Below are 20,603 nucleotides of genomic sequence, written 5' to 3' on the forward strand. Positions count from 1 at the left end.
AAATTTGGAATTTTTATATGAATACGGCCTGTTTTTAGCAAAAGCGGTAACAATTGTTGTCGCTATTTTAGCGGTAGTAATATTTGTACTGGCTAGCAGCATGAAAAACAAATCTGATAAAGGTGAGTTAAGACTGACTGATATTTCAGATGAGCTGCTGCAACTTAAGCACCAGTTAAAAGAAGAGTTACTGCCTAAAAAGCAATTTAAAGCCTATGAAAAGCAAGTGAAAGCAGACGAAAAAGCCGCTGAAAAACAAGCTTTAACCAAAGGCAAAGTGTTCGTTATTGATTTTAAAGGCAGTATTGATGCCAATGAAGTCGCGTCATTACGTGAAGAAGTCACCGCTATTCTAACCATTGCTGATAAAGATGACCAAGTGTTGGTGAATGTTGAAAGTGGTGGCGGTATGGTTCATGGATATGGTCTAGCTTCAAGCCAATTAGATCGCTTGCGTCAAGCTAATATTTTGTTGTCTATCTGCGTGGATAAAGTGGCGGCGAGTGGGGGTTACATGATGGCGTGTGTGGCAAACAAGGTGTATGCCGCTCCTTTTGCGATTGTCGGTTCTATTGGCGTAGTGGCACAGGTTCCTAACTTTAATCGCTTGCTTAAAAAGCATGATATTGACTATGAGCAGCACACTGCCGGTGACTTTAAGCGTACTTTAACCATTTTTGGTGAGAATACCGATGAAGGCAGAGCTAAGTTCCAACAAGAACTCGAAGAAACTCATGTATTATTTAAAGAGTTTGTTGGCCGTTACCGTCCCAATATGGACATTGCCAAAGTGGCAACAGGCGAACATTGGTATGGACAACAAGCCATTGATTTAGGGTTAATTGATGAAGTATCTACCAGTGATGATGTGATTTTAACTTTAGTTAAGACCCATCAAGTGATCAAAATAAAGTATCAAATGAAGAAAAAGCTGGCTGATAAAATTGCCCATGGTGCATCATTATCAGTAAATACCGTGATGAATCGTTTAGCTGAGCGTAACCAGTCGGTGTAGCATTACATTGTGAGTGATTGGATAGATCAAAAAACGACAGCTCATGCTGTCGTTTTTTTATGCTAGAAAAACCTCAATATGATTAGGCTTTGTAACTGATGTGTTGATGAAAACGTAAAATAACATCTGCATGTTCTTTATCGATGTCTAGCTCATTAGTAAAGAGACGTAAAGCGTCTTCTACTTGGTTCATGAAGCGGCCATAACCTTCGTCTGTTTCATCACTTTTACCCGCTACAATGACAAACCGGAAAGCATCTACAAGCTTATTGGCATCCCAGTGGCAAATAGGTTCAGGTGATTCAGTGTGAGGGTCAAACCCGATCATCTGAAACTCGTTGGTGCTGGTTAATTGCTCATACTTACTATTACGTACAAGTGGTAACTTACCGTTAGCAACAACAGCAACACGATTTAACTGCTTACTGCTTGTCGCTTTGAAAAACTTATCGCATAAATTTTTATACAGACTTGAAAAATCAGTTGTATCATTTGCAAGTAATTGCTTTTTGATACGACGCTCAACCGGAATGTTAATGGTGACATAATTAAGCGTGCTCACATCGTCTGGTAGCTCGCAGTGACGACGATGATAGCGGCTGTCTACTGCGCGTAATTTATAGCCGTATGTTTCTTTGAGCCCCTTGGATTTTGCAAAAAAGTCATATGAAAGATGCTGGTGGTCACGCACTTTAATCGGTACATCTTTGACGGGTAATAACGGTTTTAACTCAGCAATAAATTTTTGCACATGAGAATGGAATTCAGCTGAATGGCTACGAAGATCTTTACCTGTGGCTAAAAATACAATTCTGAGCTTTCTGGCTCGAAAACCTGCAACGCTGTGCAAACTGTTTGCTTCATGATGGGCTGGATTATAGAAAAAACGTAATTGCTCTTCTGAGTTTAAGCAATAGGCTTCGTTGTGGAAGCGTACCATAGGTAATTTGTCGGTGGTGACAACGTGGACGTTGTACAATTCTTGTTTTTCAGCTAATTGATAAACTAATTTACTGAATTCATCGTAACAATTTTCTAAATCACTGTATGCGTTAAGATATTCATCGGTTAACGGGAAACCAATGGTAATGTATTGATTCTTACGTGTTGCGGTTGGCAAGTATACTTTTTTTTGACGACTGACGGACATATTATTTCCTTATTGCCTTAGTTGTTGTCTAAAGTTTATCGTTATTTATTTATTGTTATTTATGCACTGTTAATTATTCATGGTTATCTAATGTGCTAGCTGTACTCATTTTAAACATTGGAGCTTAAATTAAAATGACTTTCGATCACTTTATTAAAAAATTTTTAACATTTTGAGCTAAAGTCAAACAAACTGAGCGATTTACTCTACTAGTGCCTGAGTGATCCAAGGTAACATCCACTGCGTAATCATCGGTTGAGCCTGTTCATTAGGATGAATGCCGTCGCGTTGCATTAATGTTTTATCGATGGCGATATCTTGCATAAAAAACGGTATCAGCTTAATCGCGTATTCTTCGGCTAATTGATGGTAAGCCTGAGTAAAAGAGTTGGTATATCGGGGACCGTAATTGGGTGGCACCATGATTTCAGTCAGTAAGACTTTGGCGCCATGTTGCTGGGATAGGTTAATGATTTTTGTAAGATTTGATTTCAATTTATCGGGTGGAAAACCACGCAGGCCATCATTGCCTCCTAACGCAATTATAATTAGATCGGGTTGGCTTGACCCCAGTAAACTCGGGAGTCTACGTAATCCACCCGCGGTGGTTTCACCACTCACCGAACCGTTAATAATGTGGGCGTTTGGCAGTTCATCACGGAGTAATTGTACCCAGCCTTGGTTTTCTGCCATACCATAGCCTGCACTTAAACTATCACCTAATATCAGAATCGTGGCAGCATAGGTTGGTGCGCACATCATTATCACTAAAAGCACGCTAGTAAGTACGCGTTTAAGTGACGAATATAAGAAGGATTGTATGTCTAATAATATCGATCGAAATATCAGTGCCATTACTGTAACTAACCTCAATAAAACTGTCGTGACCCAAGAGGGAGAGTTGACTATCCTCAACGGCATTAATATAGAAGTCAAGCAAGGAGACAGTATAGCCATTTTGGGACCATCAGGTTCAGGTAAGTCGACACTATTGGGATTACTTGCGGCGTTAGATACGCCTACCTCAGGTGAAATTGTATTAGATGGCGTAGCATTATCAGGCTTAAATGAAGAGCAAAAAGCTGCGCTACGTAAACAAAAAGTCAGTTTTATCTTTCAGTCATTTATGTTGGTCGATACGTTAACGGCCCTAGAAAACGTGATGTTACCTGCTGAGCTTGCTGGGGTGAAAGATGCCAACCAAAAAGCCCAATCGATGCTCGACCGAGTCGGTTTATCTCATCGATTAAATCATTTACCCAAACAATTGTCCGGTGGGGAGCAGCAACGTGTCGCCATCGCACGGGCGTTTATTTGTGAACCCAAAGTCCTGTTTGCAGATGAACCGACAGGTAATTTAGACAGTGTTAACGGTGATAAAATCGCTGATATGTTATTTGCCCTCAATCAAGAGAGTGATACTACGCTTGTGCTGGTGACCCATGATTTACATTTGGCCAAACGTTGTGCTCGGCAATTAGTAATGGAAAATGGTCATTTGTCAGAACCCTATTTAGATACCAGTGTGACCGAACATAAGCATTCACAGCCTTTAGCGGAGGTTAATTAATGGAATGGCAAATTGCGTGGCGATTGTTTAAACGAGAACTGGCTCAAGGGCAATTAATGCTTATTGTATTGGCCATTACGTTAGCGGTGTTATCAGTAACGGGCCTTGCGCGGGTGAGTGAGCGTTTACAAGTGGCCATTAATGGCGAAGCCGCTAACTTTATTGCCGCCGATCGTATTATTGATTCGCCGGTTGAACTTGACCCACAATTGCTGACACTGGCAGATAAAATAGGGCTGGCTCACGTCACGAACATGCAATTTAACTCGATGGTGTATTCGGGCGATAAGTTTCAGTTAGTCACGGTAAAAGCGGTAGGTGATGGTTATCCGTTAAAAGGCGATATAGAGCTGAGTAACGGTATCACTAGAGCACTGCCACAAACGGGTCAAGCGTGGTATGAAAACCGTTTAGGTGGTTTGCTTGGCTTCCCACAAACCATTGAATTGGGCAATAGTGAGTTATCGCTTACAGAAGAGATTAGCCGTTTACCTGATGCTGGCTTTAATCCGTTTGCCTCCTCGCCGGTGTTACTTATCCGTTTAGATGATGTGGCGGCAACAGGCATTATCCAACCGGGCAGCAGGGTGACTTATTTATACCAATTTACCGGTAATGCTGAACAACTAGTGGCGTTTGAACAGCAAGCCAAACCTCTACTGAATAACAGCCAGCGCTGGGTGGATGTGCAATCGGGAGATTCTCCTATTGCCTCAGCAGTGCAGCGTGCTGAGCGCTTTCTGTTGCTCGCCAGTCTACTCGGCATTGCTTTAGCGTGTGCCGCGATTGGCATTGCCGCCCAGCGTTATTGTCAGCGTCATTATGACGTAGTGGCCATGCTAAAAACCTTTGGTGCTTCGGGTCAGCAAATTCGAGTATTATTTGGACTGCATTTGTCGTTAGTAACACTATTGGGTATTGTCCTTGGTTTGCTGGGCGGGGTATTGCTCGACCTTGGGATCACCGCTTTTTTACCGGCCGAAATCGCCGCTTACTCACCCCCGTATTTCCGCCCCATATTATTAGGGGTTAGCACGGGATTGATCAGCGCATTTATGTTTTCGGCATATCCATTAATGCGTTTATTGGCCATTCCGCCTTTAAGGGTATTGCAACGTCAATTAGAAGGCTTGCAGCTAGGCATGTGGTTGCATCTGTTATTAAGCTTGGCTGCGATGGCCTTGTTGGGTTATTTATATTCAAGAAGTTTAGCGTTGACCATGACGGTGGTACTCGCGGTGATGTTGTTGGGAGTCTTATTGAGTGTGCTGGGGTTTGTGATGATCCGCTTTGGTCATGGCATTGGCATGAAAACCACTAATCCTTTTCAATTGGCTTTAGCCGGACTTCGCCGTCGTGCGCGGCAAAACGCAGTACAGTTGGTTGGTTTTAGCAGTGCACTGGTATTGCTATTAACCATATTAGCGTTGCGCCAAGATTTACTCAATGAATGGCAGAAACAGTTACCTGAAAATGCCCCCAATTACTTTTTAGTCAATATTGCGCCAGAAGATGCTAAGCCACTTGATGACTTTTTAACCCTCAATCATATTAAAGCAACCGATATTTATCCTGTGGTTCGTGGGCGACTGACTCACATTAACGACGAGGAATTGATTTCAGGTAAGCAGGCAGAGAACGGTGTTGAAGGGCGTGTGGGGATTTCACGCGAACTTAATTTAACCTATCGTGAAACCTTACCGCCGAATAATACCTTACTCGAAGGCGCATTTAACCGCGCTGGCGATGATGTGTCGGTCGAGTCTGGTGTGGCAGATCGACTCGGCATTGTAATGGGGGATACACTAACTTACCTCATCGATAATCAATCATTTTCGGTTAAGGTTGCCAGTATCAGGCAAGTGCATTGGGAAACCTTACAACCCAATTTCTTCATGATTTTTACCCCTGAAGCACTCGCGCCGTTTGCTTATACTTCTATGGCAAGCTTTCATCTAAATGATGCGCAATTGGCGGCCGATGGAAGCCTGCTTAGCGCAAATCAAGTGGTATTGCAGTTAATTCAACAATTCCCCACGGTATCGATTATCGATGTTGGGGCGATTGTTCGGCAGTTACGACAAATCATTGAGCAAGTGTCATTGTCGTTGTCTTTGGTGTTGGTATTAGTGTTACTGGCCAGTGCTTTAGTGTTGGTAGCGCAAACGGAGGCGGGAATGGCCACTCGGCAGCGAGAGCTCGCCGTGTTGCGTACTTTTGGCGCCTCCGGTTGGCTGCTACGCGCTTCAACGGGATTTGAGTTTGCCATACTCGGTGCTATTGCTGGCTTGTTGGCGGTGATTGTGGCCGAGTTTGCCTTGTTTATGTTAAAAACCCAAGTGTTTGATCTGGTGGTTTATATGCATTGGCCATGGTGGGTATTAGCCCCTGTTGCGGGGGCGGCAATTGTGTCGATATTAGGTATTTGGCGCTGTAGGCAGTTACTCAATATGTCCTGTAGTGACATGCTCAAAGCCGGTTAGGTTGACCCCAAAAAAGGAGATGATGATTCATCTCCTTTTTTCTTCGTTAGTCGGGTTACTTTTTTTGTCTTGGTTTGTATTGTGTAGGACAATAACCTCTATCAATGCCTAGAGGACGTAATTTAAGGTGTTTGGTTTTACGGCCACTGACACGTGATCGCCATAACTTAAAACTATTAGGTTTAAGCGCTAGGCGCATCAGTTTGATCACATTGGACTCGCTTAAGCCGTAAAGGTGTTCAATGGCTTCAAATGGGGTACGGTCTTCCCAAGCCATTTCAATAATTCTTGAGGTATCTTGAGGTGGTAGCATTGCTTTTCAAAGTTTTGATTGGGTTTGCAGACTAATACGTTAGTCGATTCAGTTTAGATTAGTGCGTTAAGGTAAATGTGCGACAGAAAATTAGCCTTAAGCAAATTTTTTTATTCACTGTGGAAAGGTTGATGCGCCTTGACCGATTTGGGTGTAAAAGTGCTGAATTATCTTTGCAACAAGGCGTGTGCTGTATTCATCAAGCAAAGGTCTGCTTTAATGAGCCTGTGGTATTAGATGAGGTAACTCAAGTTCATGAAAATAATCATATTAAATTGGATGGCAATAAGCTGACCTGCCGGCCTTTTCGATATTAATGGTCAATAAGTCTGCTAATGCCCTTTGTTCTAATGTCGATGGCGTATATTCGACATTTTTTTCTTTAGTGGATATTGAGCAATTATCACAATGACATATTGCTGGGCGGTTAGATGCAGATACTACCGGCTTAGTACTTATTACCGATGACGCTCGTTGGACCTCAATATTACCTCACCCTCCAAGCGGTGTTGTAAAGTATAACGGGTCACATTAGCTTCGGATTATTAATCAGGCAAGCACTTGTTTAACCACTTAATCGTTTTTAAGTTGGCTTGATGTATAATTACGTTATATTGATTAGATCTCGGTGCCGATCACAGGGAGTGTAGTGGTTAATCTCGTGATAAAACAGTGTAAAGAGCTGAATTATTTATGACTTAGTCCACCATGATACTTAGTTTTAGGGGCAAATATTGTCGATGGAGCATAAAACACCACTCTCATATCATTTTAAAGACAAACATATATGGTTTGACATGACCATGTTGGCGGCTTTGTTTGTGGTGGCGGCCTACGTTCCTCTATTAAAAATTGTTCCTTTAGTTGCCTGTCTAGAGTTATTCAGCTTTTTTAGTTTTCACTTACTAGCAAAGCGAAGTCGCTTCCAGTTACAGGGCTTTCTGGGGGGATTTATTTCCAGCACGGCAGTTTTTTTACAAATATTGAATGATAAAAAATTTGCAACAACAAGTGAACGTGACTTGCTACTGACATTGTTGTTTGCCTTATGTTCTATGTTACTGGAATGCCTATTTATTATCTTTTTTTTGGCAGATCAATTACCTTTTACTTTTTATATCCCCTTTGTCACGCAATTATTGTTTTTTATTACGGCGATTATATATGTGCAGATTCAATCCAATTTACTTTTTTTAAGCAAGCAATCAGGACAACCTACAGTTGATATTGAGCTATTAATTGATCATCCGATAAATTGGAAAAATGTTGCTAAGCTATCTATTTTTATCCTCGGACTTGTTTACGCCATGCATTTTATAGGCAGTGAACTTGGTCTCTCGCGAGGGATCAGTACTTTGCTTGTGTCATTTTTTGAAGCTCATGCCATTCTTGTATCTGTGATGACCGAATGGTCTATGAATCCACAGGATATTGATTTAATGAATTTATTGTTGTTAATTTTACTCGGTAACACCATCAGTAAATCGTACTTGGTATTTAAAGGAAGCAATTTTTCTCACAAAGGGTTTTTTATTGCAATGATGTTTATGGGGTTTGCGTTAAGTGTCGGTGCTACATTTATTGACGCTTTTTTACTTGAGTAATGTGTTTGCTATTACCCCCTAATAATACAAACAGCACTTGACGTCTGTGGCATATTCCCCTCAAGTAGCTGATAAAAAATGATTATCCCACGTTAAGGTTATTTATGCGTCTTGATCGATTTATTTGTAAAAGTACTGAGTTATTAAGGTATGACGCGATCCAACTAATTCATAGTGGTGAGGTGTTGGTTAATGGTGTGGTTGTTAGGAATGAAGCTGTTCAGGTTCATGAAAATAATGAAGTTAGCTTAAACGGTCAAAAGCTTGCAGCTCGAGCTTCTCGTTATATGTTAATCAATAAACCAGCCAATACTCTTTGTTCGAATGTCGATGGTGTCTATCCGTCGTTATTTTCGTTAATTGACGTCGAACGCCCATCTGAGTTGCACATTGCCGGACGATTAGATGCCGACACAACCGGATTAGTGCTTATTACCGATGATGGTCGTTGGACATTTGCTATCACATCTCCGTCTGGACAATGCCATAAAGTTTACCGGGTTAAATTAGCTAAGCCGATAGCCGCAGATGCTTGTGAGTCTTTTTTACAAGGCATTGCTTTGCAAGGGGAACAAGAGCTGACATTACCGGCGCATTTGCTCATTATCACACCTCAAGAAGTATTGCTGACTTTAACGGAAGGCAAGTTTCATCAAGTAAAGCGTATGTTTGCTGCTATTGGTAATAAAGTGTTGTCTCTTCATCGTGAAAGTATTGGTGCTGTGAGTGCCGATGTAGCAGCAGGGGAGTGGCGTTATTTAACCGATGTGGAAATTCGCTCATTTGGTGATAAATGACTCTGCAGTCATATTACGCCTCTGTCAGATAATCTGTATCCCCACCAAGCGATTGCATAACCTGAATTCGGGTGTAAACCATTCCAGATTTACCCGCTAAATTATTAAAAATAAATCTTAACAGACTAAATATGCCACTGCTTAGGCTAAGAGCCTATAATCAAATAAGGTACGATTAATAGATAATTTTATGAGTTTGTTGATAGATTTATCCCAGTAGATATTTACAGATCTCGATTAGAATACCTTAACTAGTCGCTTTTTTATTGACCCCCCCCCATCATCGCAGGTGTTTTTGATAATATAAAATTATTAAAATAATACTAATTGAAAATTTATCGCTACAAAAAATAATAGTTATACTTTCTTTATTGAAACTAACCACCCAATAGTAAGGAAGTCATAACATGGTTTATCCTCGTACATTTAGCCACATTGGTATATCAGTACCAGACTTAGAAGCCGCCGTTAAGTTTTATACAGAAACGCTAGGATGGTACATCATTATGGAGCCTACGGAGATTGTTGAAGATGGATCGGCAATCGGTGAAATGTGTACTGACGTATTTGGTGCCGGTTGGGAGCACTTCCGTATTGCTCATCTATCAACGGGTGACCGTATTGGTTTTGAACTTTTTGAATTTAAAAACCAACAGAACCCAGAAAACAACTTCGAATATTGGAAAACGGGTATCTTCCATTTCTGCGTACAAGACCCCGATGTAGAAGGACTAGCAGAGAAGATTGTTGCTGCGGGTGGTAAAAAGCGTATGAAGGCTCCTCGTTACTATTATCCAGGTGAAAAACCATATCGTATGATTTACATGGAAGACCCTTTTGGTAATATTTTGGAAATTTACAGCCACAGTTATGAGTTGACTTATGCAGATGGTGCTTATAAATAAAGCGTATTTATTCACTATAGGAATGTGAGGGGATTTAAGGTTCATGCATAACTTTGTGTGAGCGAGCATATAATTTATTACAGATTATATAATGAAAAAGACCGCCATTTTAGGTGGTCTTTTTATTTTAATATAGGTCTGCTTAGTCATAACCTTAATGGGTGCCAATGCCAATAACCTTCGATATTAATCAGTGAGTAAACTTAACCTAAAATTTGTAATCCGTTAGGCTATTGGCTTTAAATGCGTCAACCATTTATTTTTAATGAGGTTATAAACCGTTTTTATACTTCAATATAAAATTAAGCTTCAGCGTCTACATCCGTAACTGAAATACCAATATGTGAAAAACTACTTAGATATTTTTATTCAATTTAACCGCTTAATACCGCTGTGTTGCCTGTTATGCCGCACGAGTTGATAACGTGAGTGCATAAGATTATGTGGTGGCCATGAATGATTAAAGATACGTAAAATAATAAATTTTTCTCATCATTTTTATTAACAGTGACGTTAGCACTGACACAAAGGGTATTCATTGTCGATAGCAATCAAGTGTTATCAACATGCTTTAGCTATCCATTCTAAATATCCCATACCATAACCTTGGAAGAACTTTGTTACTATCGGGCAGATATGTTGACACGGCGGCAAGTTTAAAACAGGCAATCGCATTAAAACCTAATTTAAATATCACTCGTATCGAACTCGCAAAACATTATAGGGATTGAAATCGCAACATAAAAATTGAATTTACAGCAAATATACTCGAGTCCTTCTACCAAAAGTTCCAGTGGGATATAAATATAGTCAAAGCGCTGGATCAGATAAAGCTCTTAACGTTGGCCATTTAAATTCAGCGGCGTTAGTTGCCATTGGCCTTGATTTTTAATTCAGCGCCCTTTAGCTTCTCCGCAAAAAAGCGCTTTATTAATTATTTCATCATGATCTCACGCATGCGATATTCACCCGTTAACGTCCTCACTTCAGGGTATTTTGCTGAAATTTCGTTAGACATTTTTTGATCCGCCTCACTCCACTTCTTCATGAACGCTTCATACTTCTTTTTGTTAGGCTCTATGTCTGCGCCATTAGCCATAGTCACTACTAATAACATATTAAAATCACCACTCACGGGCAAGTCACTAGCATAGATTTTCCAGTCTTTGATAAAGCCTAGCTCTTTTTCAATTTTAACCGCTTTAACCCAACTTCCACTCAGACCGGCCAAATATACATCAGACATATTAGGGTCCACTTTAACGGTAGTGATTACCATAATTTCGGTACCTAGATCGTAATCTTCGTAAATTTCTAATCTATCTTTGGCAAATAATGTAGAACTAAACACAACGCAAGCTAATGTAATTAATATTCTTTTCATTTTATTTTCCTTTTTTATAATTAATTAAATCGTTTGTTTTTTGAACTTTTTAATAATAGTAAGGAATTAGGCTCAGTCAAGTCACTCTAAAGTTTGACATTTTAAAAAATGACTTTTATAAGCGTTGGTGAGGATTGCAAAAACTAATCGTATTAACTAGCGGGTCATGCAGCGGGAATTCAAGTTGTTTTAATCAAGATGAAGACTTAAAGTCATAATGTTGTTCGGCAACGGGTCCTGCGTTGTTCAACCTCCTGCATCTGACCTCCATGGACGGAGGGAATGCCTTATTTTGTCATTCGTTAGACTATTCACTTTAAATCAATTAAATATTGATTTTTCAACGAGGTGATACAGGTTTTATACTTCAGTATAAAAATGTAACTTCAGCGTCTATATCCGTAACTAAAATGCCAATATGTGAAAAACGACTTGGATATGTATCACTCACCTTAACCTCTTAACCTCTTAATTTCTTAACAATGCAGTCGTGTTGTCCGTTATACCGCCCGAGTTAATAGCGTTACTATATGAGATGGTGTGCTAGTTATAAGTTATTAAAAATACTTAAATTGATAATTTTTTGTTATTATCATTTTATTATCAATGTTCATTATCAGCAGTGACGTTAGCATTTACACAAAGGATATTCATTGTCGATAGTAATCAAGTATTTGGTGTAAAATAGAGGCCCGATATGTTAAATCAACAATGGTTAACCACCTTCATTAAACTCGTGGAAGTAGGGCATTTCACTCACACCGCCGAGCAGCTTTTTATGACTCAACCCGGTGTCAGTCAGCACATTAAAAAGCTTGAACAGCAGGTGGGTGTTGATTTGCTTATCCGAATAGGGAAAAGCTTTGAGCTAACCGAGGCGGGGATTATTTTATATCAACGAGCATTGGTTTGGCAGCAACAACAACGGCAAGTTCTGTCACAATTAGCGGTGGATGATGAATACATTGGTGAGTGTCGTTTAGCTTGTTCTGGATCGATGGCGTTATTGTTATATCCACATCTAATTGACTACCAGTTACCGCATAAGCAATTACAAATCTCACTGGAAGCGGCGCCCAATCACCGCATCATCGATAGTGTAATGGCCAATACCATTGATGTCGGCATTATCACTCAGTCGATTAATATGGACGATTTGGTCGTCACCCCATTAGCCACACAAGCATTGTGTTTGGTATTACCTGAGTCGTGCTCATATCAATCGGTCACCTTTGAACAGTTAATGGCCCTTGGCATGGTCAGCCACCCCGACGGCATGCATTATTGGTCGCAAATAACCCAGCAGTATTTTTCCGATAAACAAGCGTTAGCGATGCAGGTGCCGATCCGAAGTTACGTTAATCAACTGAACCAAATTCTGGTGCCGGTAGCCAAAGGATTAGCATTTGCTGTGTTACCACAATTTGCTGTAGATCATTTTGCGCAACCAGAGCATATTCGAATTGCATCTTTTGCCACTGAGCAAACAGCTCATGTAGTCGTGAGTGAACCATTGTTCGTCATTTATAAAAAACATCGACCACTCGCTCGACGCTATGGTCCTATTATCGATAAAATTAAACAATGGGTTTAGCCATTACTATAGAAACTAGTTAATCACTTGTTGTAATGCACTGTTGATGTCGCGGTATTGAAACCCAAAGCCTGCCGCTAAAGTGCGTTTTGGCAATACAAATTGACCTGTAGTGAGTAATTCTGACATTTCACCCATTGCCAGCCTTAGTGCTAATGGTGGCGTGGTTATTTTGGCGGGACGATTTAATGCACTGCCTAATGCTTTAGCAAATTCTGCATTGCTAACAGGCTGAGGCGCGGTTGCATTATAGATGCCTTTTAAGTTTGGATTGCTGAGTAAGTAGCACAATAATCTAATTAAATCATCGATGTGGATCCAACTCATCCCTTGCTCACCATTACCTATTGGGCCGCCTAAACCAAGCTTGAATGGGGGTAACATTTTTGCCAATGCGCCGCCATTTTTGCCGAGTACAATACCAATACGCGTAATACACACTCTGGTATGTTGCGATTGAGCTTGAAGGGCAATGTTTTCCCATTCCTGGCATATATCATGGCTAAATTCAGCATTAAAACCACTGGTTTCATCAATAGGTGTGTTGCCTTGTCGGCCATAGTAACCGATGGCTGAGGCGCTAATAAACGTATGCGGTGGATTGGTGCTTTTACGGATAAGCTGAGTTAAGGCCGAAGTGATGTCCCAACGGCTGTCGCAGATCAGTTTTTTTTGCTTGTTGCTCCAACGTTTATTGACTATAGGTTCGCCTGCAAGGTTTATTACTGCATCAATATCGTTAAGATCTGGTTTGTCTGCAAGGGTTTGCCAGTATTGATGATGGCTGCCAAGAAGACTTTTTCCGTTACTAACATTTCGCGTCAATATGATCAGCTGGTGCTCGCCAAGCGATTTGACTAATTGTTTACCCACAAATCCTGTTGCGCCTGTTATTAGTATTCTCATGTAAATCCCCCTTTACTCAATGTTGCTATATACGATGATAAGCTTAAAAAATGATCACAAATTCTGCGAGTAACATAGCTGCTACTGCGGTTTTTGGTAGCATAATTCCATCGACACTGAGTCTGCAAAGCGCAGTGCATGGGGTTTATCGATTTCAACACTGGCAAATTCAACCCAATCATGTTCACTGGCAATAGAGAGGGTTTGATGCGTTAAGTTTTCTAATAAAGAAAATCGGTTATTCTCAATCAAGGCAATGATTTTTTTAGTAATAGTGCGATAATTCAATGCATCTGCTACGTTGTTACTGTTGCGGGCTTTATCGGCACAATAATGGATCACCACGTTGATGATAACATCCTGTTGATTATTAATTTCTTCTTCTTTGATACCAATAAAAGTACGTAAACGTAAGTTTTTAATGCGTATAATGGCAGTTTCTGGTTTCATATTATGTCAGTAAGTCCCTGAAAGTGGTTGAATGCCAATATTGGCATCAGCTGAATATGAATAGACAATAATTTTTAACTTAGATTGCAATATGTTACTGGGTTTAGCTTAGCATATAGAATCATTTTAATAAGCAACAATAAGGATTTTTCACCCTATGAAAGGAATACAACAATCCCCCATGGCTGTTCGCAGTTTTGTGGTAATGGCCTGCGTGGTGATTATTTTAGCAGGGATTAAAACGGCCAGCCCTATCGTGGTGCCTTTTGTCTTATCTGCATTTTTAGCAGTGATTTGTAATCCTGCCATTCGATTGATGTCGCGTTTTCATATTCCTAAATGGCTGTCGATCATCTTATTAATGGGTTTTATTGTGTTAATGGGACTGTGGCTGGCCAGTTTAGTTGGCAGTTCAGTGAATGAATTTTCCCAGCAAATGCCGTTGTACCGTCAGCAATTAATTGAGCAATTTGCTTGGGTGCTTGAAAAACTGCAAAGCTTTAATATTCAGATATCTAAGCAAAAAGTGCTCGACTACTTTGACCCTGGTATGGCGTTATCCATGACCACCAACATGCTCTCTGGGGTCGGCAATGTCATGGCTAATTTATTTCTGATCATTCTGACCATAGTGTTTATGTTATTTGAAGCACAATCGTTACCTAAAAAATTCCATTTAGCGTTAGATGACCCCGATATGCGACTCCAGCAAATCGATAAGTTTTTACATTCGGTTAATCAATACATGGTGATAAAAACCTTAGTCAGTATAGCCACTGCGATTGTGATAGGCATTGGCTTGAGCATCATTGGGGTTGACTATGCGTTGTTGTGGGCGGTGATTGCTTTTCTGTTTAACTATATTCCTAATATTGGGTCCATTATTGCCGCCATCCCAGCCGTGTTATTGGCTTTTATCCAAATGGGCCCGGGTGCTGCGGGTATTACCGGTTTACTGTATGTGGGTACCAATATGGTGATGGGCAATGTGGTTGAACCACGTTTTATGGGACGTGGCCTAGGACTGTCTACCTTAGTGGTTTTTTTATCATTAATTTTTTGGGGTTGGTTGCTTGGCTCTGTTGGGATGTTGTTGTCAGTGCCATTGACCATGATTGTTAAAATTGGTCTTGAGTCGAGTCAATCGGGTAGTTGGCTGGCTATTTTATTATCGGATGATGTTGAGGAAACGCTCAGTGGATCTGCGAGTAATGATGAAGTTGACACTTTAGCCGCGACTGAAACAGAATCAAGTAAGGGTGTTGGCAATGATATTGGCAATGCCGCTGAAAATGATAACGATAACGACAATGCTGCCAAAGCCAAGTCATCAACCACTGATGCCTGATCCTATCGATTGTATAAGCTGATAAAGTAAGAGAGTCTATGAAGCGTTTTTTACAAGTACTACCCAGTTTGACCCTAGGTGATGATGTTTGCCGCTTATTTCACGGTCGTGGAGGGTTATATGAAGGCGATGAGCATCTGTGTTTAGATTGGTACAAACCGGTGTTATTACTCACCAGTTTTAAAATGCTCGAAAGCGAGCAACTCGATGAATTAGTGACTGAAATCGTGAAATTTTGGCAACAACAACGCCCAAATGAGCCACTTAATTTGGTCTACCAATATCGCCAAGGTGGCCAAACCTTGAGTGAATTGTTGTATGGACAAGTACCTGAACAGCACGTGGTCAGCGAAAATGGCGCGCATTTTTTAGTGCATCTTTTGCGCGGACAAAACCACGGTTTGTTTTTAGATATGGCCAACGGCCGAGCTTGGGTCAAGCAGCATGCTAAACATAAAAAAGTGTTAAATTTATTTGCATATACCTGCGGTTTTTCGGTAGTCGCTTTGCAAGGCGGCGCAGATGAAGTGGTTAACATGGACATGAGTAAAGGAGCGTTAAGCATTGGTAAGCAAAACCATGTATTAAATGACTTACCTGCTGGGGCGCGTTATTTAGGCCATGATATTTTTAAATCTTGGGGTAAGCTAACCAAGCTTGGCCCTTATGACTTGATTGTGGCCGATCCACCCAGTAATCAACGCGGCAGTTTTGTCGCCACTAAAGATTATGATCGGCTACTAAAACGCCTGCCTGATTTACTCGCTCCACAAGGTGAAGTGTTGTTATGTTTAAATGCGCCCGAGCTAGGTTGTGATTTTTTGATGCAACAAGTGGCTAGCACTGCGCCAACATTAACTTATGTTGAGCGAATTGCTAATCCGCAAGTTTTTGCCGATATTGATGAGCAAAAATCATTAAAAGTACTGCGTTATCGCCTTAATTAATCGATTTATGCTGACGAACATATCAAACCGATACTGAGTATCGGTTTTTTTATTTAATTTGGCGAGAAAACCCCGTCATCCGAGCAAAGTGAAAGTCCTGGGGGCGTTGTTTTTCAAGGGAGTTGGCTAGGGTGTTTTTTTTGAACCAAGATTGAATATTTATCTTTAACTCGGTTTAGAGCTGCATTTATAATCTTAAGCTGTGATTATTCATTTACATAATCAATACCCGAGCCGCCATGTTACAACAAGTGTCATTTCAGTCCTCTCTTGCGCAATTCAACAACATCGCGACGGTTAAATTCTGCTAGCGATAGGGAGTCTTGTTTAGTCAATTAAGGATCCCTGCAACTAAGATTTGTTTATTCAAGCACTAACGCCTCAGCGCACATTTCAAACCCCGGCTATCAACCATTACCTAACCTTTAATCGCGGGAAGCGTATCATTGTGTCTTATACTCAATGTTAGTAAAGGGTGAAGTTGGTCATAACATCGGTAAGTAAGTCTTTATTTAATCAATATTTATGCTTAATAACCCTCAACTTGATAATGATTTATGTAAATTGATGATCTAGATCATATTAACCTCGTTTTACCAATTTGTGAGTATATAGTTTGTTCTTTGATTAGCGCTAAAATTCTCACGAGTCCTAATGATGAAGCAGCAAAGTGATGATAATTTGTTGCTTTTAATCCCCCACTCTTGGAGGGTCCATGAGTAATGATACCGAAAGCAAAAAGGGTCTGGAGTTAAAGATTTTTATCTTTTTGACTGTTTTTTTAGCCCCCATTTTATCTGTGTTACTGGTTAGCGCACTTGGATTTAGCATCTGGTTTAGCCAAATTTTAACCGGGCCGCCAGGCGCGGGTTAATCCTCAAAATATAAACAATATGAGAGCGATATATGAGCAATGAACTGCACGTAACCAGCCTAATTGTCCAAGTACACCCAGATAAAATGGCTGACGTAAGACAGCAAATTATGGCGATCGAGAATGCTGAGTTATCAGCCAATAATGACGTTAAATTAGTCGTCGTCGTTGAAGGCCCGAGCCAAAGATCCTTGATGGATGATATATCAACGATTAATGCTATTCCGGGTGTGTTGACTGCCACCATGGTGTATCACCAAAGTGAAGAGCTTGAAGAAGGTGAAGTATGAATATGAATAGACGCGATTTTATGAAAGCCAATGCCGCTATCGCAGCGGCAAGTGTTGCGGGCTTAGCGTTACCAACGAGCGCAAGTAATCTGATCACTAGCTCTAAACAAACCAAATTAGAATGGAACAAAGCCCCTTGTCGTTTTTGTGGCACAGGTTGTTCCGTCATGGTTGCCACTCGCGATGGTAAAGTCGTTGCCACTCATGGCGATCCTAAAAGTGAAGTTAACCGCGGCTTAAACTGCATTAAAGGTTATTTCCTGTCTAAAATTATGTATGGACGTGATCGTCTGCAAACGCCAATGTTACGCATGACGGACGGCAAGTATGACAAACATGGTGAATTTACTCCTATTACATGGGAGAAAGCATTCGATACTATGGCTGAACGTTGGAAAGCCACCATAAAAGCCAAAGGCCCAACAGCGGTTGGTATGTTTGGTTCAGGTCAGTGGACCGTATGGGAAGGCTATGCCGCGGTTAAGTTAATGAAAGCCGGTTTTGGCTCGAACAATATCGATCCTAACGCCCGTCATTGTATGGCATCTGCGGTCGGTGGCTTTATGCGCACCTTCGGTATTGATGAGCCAATGGGTTGTTATGATGATATGGAAGCGGCCGATGCGTTTGTGCTTTGGGGCTCAAACATGGCCGAAATGCATCCTATTTTGTGGACTCGTATTACCGATCGTCGTCTAAGTGCGCCACACGTTAAGGTGGCGGTATTGTCTACCTTTGAACATCGTTCATTTGATCTTTCTGATTTATCCATAGTGTTCACCCCACAAACCGATTTGGCGATGCTAAACTTTATTGCCAATTACATTATTCAACATGACAAAGTGAATAAAGATTTTGTCAACAAACACGTGAACTTCCGTAAGGGAACCACTGACATTGGTTATGGTTTACGCCCAACGCATCCATTGGAGAAGAAGGCCAAAAACGTAGCGACGGCAGGTGATTCTACGCCGATGACTTTTGACGAATTTGCCAAATATGTTGCCGATTACGATGTTGAATCAGTCAGTAAGTTATCGGGTGTACCAGAACATAAGCTCATCGAATTGGCTGAGCTTTATGCTGATCCTAACCGTAAAGTCACCTCATTCTGGACCATGGGCTTTAACCAACATACTCGTGGTGTGTGGTGTAATAACCTGATTTATAATATTCACTTGCTAGTGGGTAAAATTTCGACTCCAGGTAACAGCCCATTCTCATTGACAGGTCAACCCTCTGCTTGTGGTACCGCGCGTGAAGTGGGCACATTCTCACATCGTTTACCTGCGGACATGGTAGTGACTAACCCTGAGCACAGAAAGCGTGCCGAAGAGATTTGGCATATTCCAAGTGGCATTATACCGCCTAAACCGGGTTATCATGCGGTTGAGCAGAACCGTCGCTTAAAAGACGGCGATCTCAATTGCTACTGGGTTCAAGTGAACAACAATATCCAAGCGGGCGCCAATATTAACGAAGAAGGCTTGCCGGGTTATCGTAATCCAGAAAACTTCATCGTGGTGTCTGATGCGTATCCAACCGTCACCACTCAAGCTGCCGATTTGATTTTACCTACAGCCATGTGGGTCGAAAAAGAAGGTGCCTATGGTAACGCTGAACGTCGTACCCAATTTTGGCATCAAATGGTCAAGGCCCCAGGTGAGTCACAGTCAGACTTATGGCAGTTAATGGAGTTTTCAAAGCGCTTCACTACTGACGAAGTATGGCCAGCTGACGTGTTAGCGGCTAACCCTTCATTTAAAGGTAAAACCTTATATGAAGTGCTTTATCAAAATGGCAACGTTGATAAATTCCCATTAGCCGACGCTGATCCAAAATATTTAAATGATGAAGCTAAGCACTTTGGTTTTTATGTCCAAAAAGGCTTGTTTGAAGAATACGCTACCTTTGGCCGTGGCCATGGTCACGATTTAGCTGACTTTGATGTGTACCACAAAGAGCATGGTTTACGTTGGCCGGTCGTTAATGGCAAAGAAACGAAATGGCGTTTCCGTGAAGGTTCTGATCCTTATGTTAAAGCCGGTAGCGACTATGAGTTTTATGGTAAGCCTGATGGCCGCGCGGTTATCTTCGCATTACCTTACGAACCTGCTGCCGAGTCGCCAGATGAAGAATACGATATTTGGTTGTCTACCGGTCGTGTGCTTGAACATTGGCATTCAGGTTCGATGACTCAACGTGTCCCTGAGCTTTATAAAGCCTTCCCTGATGCGGTGTGTTTTATGCATCCAGATGATGCTAAAAAGCGTGGTTTACGCCGTGGTGATGAAATTAGAGTGATATCTCGTCGTGGTGAGATTAAAACCCGTATTGAAACCCGTGGACGTAATAAGCCGCCAGTTGGCTTAGTATTTGTACCTTGGTTTGATGCCAGCCAACTCATTAATAAAGTAACGTTAGATGCGACAGATCCACTGTCAAAACAAACAGACTTTAAAAAATGTGCCGTAAAAATTGTTAAGGCTTAAGGAGACAGACCATGAAAACAGGTAAATTATTATCGATTATCGCGTTATTAGGTTTCTCTGTAAGTGTAATGGCTACCAGCGTACCTGAAGACAAAATCGACACATTACGTTTAGCACCAATCAATATCGAACCGACACCACCTGCGATGCAAAAGGTGGTCAATAACGATGTTAAGCAGGTACGTAGTTATCCGATGCAACCACCGATTATCCCACATAAAATTGATGGTTATCAAATTGATCTTAAAGTGAATAAGTGTCTCCAGTGTCATTCTCGTACCAGTGGCTCACCCGCGCCAATGGTCAGTGTGACTCACTATATGGATCGGGATAATAACTTCTTAACTAATCTATCACCACGGCGTTATTTCTGTACTCAATGTCATGCACCGCAATTAGATGCCAAGTTACTAGTTGAAAATGACTTTATCGATATTGAACAATTAATTAAAGCGAAAGCCGCGGTTAAGCATTAGGAGTG

19 protein-coding genes are annotated in these 20,603 nt (G+C 41.1%); 13 read left to right on the forward strand and 6 right to left on the reverse strand.

Annotated elements, in window-relative coordinates:
* Positions 1–4 precede the first annotated feature (4 nt).
* Positions 5–1,015 (forward strand): protease SohB, encoded by a 1,011-nt coding sequence (sohB, locus tag CXF80_RS01110; RefSeq protein WP_164839466.1) that lies wholly within the window; start codon positions 5–7, stop codon positions 1,013–1,015.
* 82 nt (positions 1,016–1,097) lie between these two features.
* On the opposite strand, the gene CXF80_RS01115 is transcribed toward sohB, so the two are convergent.
* Together CXF80_RS01115 and CXF80_RS01120 are read right to left on the reverse strand one after the other, a co-directional pair.
* Positions 1,098–2,165 (reverse strand): DUF3083 family protein, encoded by a 1,068-nt coding sequence (locus CXF80_RS01115; RefSeq protein ID WP_101030343.1) that lies wholly within the window; start codon positions 2,163–2,165, stop codon positions 1,098–1,100.
* Positions 2,166–2,366: 201 nt separating this feature from the next.
* Positions 2,367–2,924, reverse strand: a complete 558-nt coding sequence (locus tag CXF80_RS01120) for an arylesterase (protein WP_101030344.1) — start codon at positions 2,922–2,924, stop codon at positions 2,367–2,369.
* Positions 2,925–2,985: 61 nt separating this feature from the next.
* On the opposite strand from CXF80_RS01120, the gene CXF80_RS01125 reads away from it, so the two are divergent.
* Both CXF80_RS01125 and CXF80_RS01130 read left to right on the forward strand, forming a co-directional pair.
* The gene (locus CXF80_RS01125; RefSeq protein WP_101030345.1) at positions 2,986–3,735 is read left to right on the forward strand and encodes an ABC transporter ATP-binding protein; all 750 of its coding nucleotides are present in this window, start codon (positions 2,986–2,988) and stop codon (positions 3,733–3,735) included.
* Positions 3,735–6,218 carry an ABC transporter permease gene (locus CXF80_RS01130; protein WP_101030346.1) on the forward strand — a complete coding sequence of 828 codons (2,484 nt, stop codon included), beginning with the start codon at positions 3,735–3,737 and terminating at the stop codon, positions 6,216–6,218. Before CXF80_RS01125 ends, CXF80_RS01130 begins: the two co-directional genes overlap by 1 nt.
* A 55-nt stretch (positions 6,219–6,273) precedes the next feature.
* Here CXF80_RS01130 and CXF80_RS01135 read toward each other — a convergent pair whose 3' ends face one another.
* A complete protein-coding gene (locus CXF80_RS01135; RefSeq protein ID WP_101030347.1) occupies positions 6,274–6,531 on the reverse strand; it encodes a TIGR03643 family protein in 258 nt (85 codons plus the stop codon).
* Positions 6,532–7,271: 740 nt separating this feature from the next.
* Between CXF80_RS01135 and CXF80_RS20355 the strand changes: the two genes are divergently transcribed.
* The 3 genes from CXF80_RS20355 (at position 7,272) to CXF80_RS01155 (ending at position 9,837) form a co-directional block, all read left to right on the forward strand.
* Positions 7,272–8,135 carry a DUF4010 domain-containing protein gene (locus tag CXF80_RS20355; protein WP_101030349.1) on the forward strand — a complete coding sequence of 288 codons (864 nt, stop codon included), beginning with the start codon at positions 7,272–7,274 and terminating at the stop codon, positions 8,133–8,135.
* A gap of 104 nt (positions 8,136–8,239) precedes the next feature.
* A complete protein-coding gene (locus CXF80_RS01150; protein ID WP_101030350.1) occupies positions 8,240–8,932 on the forward strand; it encodes a pseudouridine synthase in 693 nt (230 codons plus the stop codon).
* A gap of 407 nt (positions 8,933–9,339) precedes the next feature.
* Entirely contained in the window at positions 9,340–9,837 is a 498-nt protein-coding gene (locus CXF80_RS01155) for a lactoylglutathione lyase family protein (RefSeq protein WP_101030351.1), read from the forward strand.
* Positions 9,838–10,771: 934 nt separating this feature from the next.
* On the opposite strand, the gene CXF80_RS01160 is transcribed toward CXF80_RS01155, so the two are convergent.
* The gene (locus CXF80_RS01160; RefSeq protein ID WP_101030352.1) at positions 10,772–11,221 is read right to left on the reverse strand and encodes a hypothetical protein; all 450 of its coding nucleotides are present in this window, start codon (positions 11,219–11,221) and stop codon (positions 10,772–10,774) included.
* 697 nt (positions 11,222–11,918) lie between these two features.
* On the opposite strand from CXF80_RS01160, the gene CXF80_RS01165 reads away from it, so the two are divergent.
* Entirely contained in the window at positions 11,919–12,815 is an 897-nt protein-coding gene (locus tag CXF80_RS01165) for a LysR family transcriptional regulator (RefSeq protein ID WP_101030353.1), read from the forward strand.
* A gap of 15 nt (positions 12,816–12,830) precedes the next feature.
* On the opposite strand, the gene CXF80_RS01170 is transcribed toward CXF80_RS01165, so the two are convergent.
* On the reverse strand, positions 12,831–13,721 hold the full coding sequence (locus CXF80_RS01170) for a TIGR01777 family oxidoreductase (RefSeq protein ID WP_101030354.1): 891 nt from the start codon (positions 13,719–13,721) through the stop codon (positions 12,831–12,833).
* A gap of 81 nt (positions 13,722–13,802) precedes the next feature.
* On the reverse strand, positions 13,803–14,171 hold the full coding sequence (gene folX / locus CXF80_RS01175; protein WP_101030355.1) for a dihydroneopterin triphosphate 2'-epimerase: 369 nt from the start codon (positions 14,169–14,171) through the stop codon (positions 13,803–13,805).
* 157 nt (positions 14,172–14,328) lie between these two features.
* On the opposite strand from folX, the gene CXF80_RS01180 reads away from it, so the two are divergent.
* From CXF80_RS01180 to CXF80_RS01205, 6 genes are all read left to right on the forward strand, one after another.
* Entirely contained in the window at positions 14,329–15,519 is a 1,191-nt protein-coding gene (locus tag CXF80_RS01180; protein ID WP_101030356.1) for an AI-2E family transporter, read from the forward strand.
* A 38-nt stretch (positions 15,520–15,557) separates the two neighbouring features.
* Complete coding sequence (locus CXF80_RS01185) at positions 15,558–16,466, forward strand: class I SAM-dependent methyltransferase (RefSeq protein ID WP_101030357.1); 909 nt, start codon at positions 15,558–15,560, stop codon at positions 16,464–16,466.
* Positions 16,467–17,181: 715 nt separating this feature from the next.
* The gene (locus tag CXF80_RS01190) at positions 17,182–17,340 is read left to right on the forward strand and encodes a periplasmic nitrate reductase, NapE protein (RefSeq protein WP_101030358.1); all 159 of its coding nucleotides are present in this window, start codon (positions 17,182–17,184) and stop codon (positions 17,338–17,340) included.
* Between the two features lie 32 nt (positions 17,341–17,372).
* A complete protein-coding gene (locus CXF80_RS01195) occupies positions 17,373–17,630 on the forward strand; it encodes a chaperone NapD (protein ID WP_101030359.1) in 258 nt (85 codons plus the stop codon).
* A 2-nt stretch (positions 17,631–17,632) separates the two neighbouring features.
* Positions 17,633–20,122 carry a nitrate reductase catalytic subunit NapA gene (napA, locus tag CXF80_RS01200; RefSeq protein ID WP_101034631.1) on the forward strand — a complete coding sequence of 830 codons (2,490 nt, stop codon included), beginning with the start codon at positions 17,633–17,635 and terminating at the stop codon, positions 20,120–20,122.
* A gap of 11 nt (positions 20,123–20,133) precedes the next feature.
* Positions 20,134–20,598 carry a nitrate reductase cytochrome c-type subunit gene (locus CXF80_RS01205; protein ID WP_101030360.1) on the forward strand — a complete coding sequence of 155 codons (465 nt, stop codon included), beginning with the start codon at positions 20,134–20,136 and terminating at the stop codon, positions 20,596–20,598.
* Positions 20,599–20,603 lie beyond the last annotated feature (5 nt).

It is taken from the genome of Shewanella sp. Actino-trap-3 (assembly GCF_002836275.1).
Classification (GTDB): domain Bacteria; phylum Pseudomonadota; class Gammaproteobacteria; order Enterobacterales; family Shewanellaceae; genus Shewanella; species Shewanella psychromarinicola.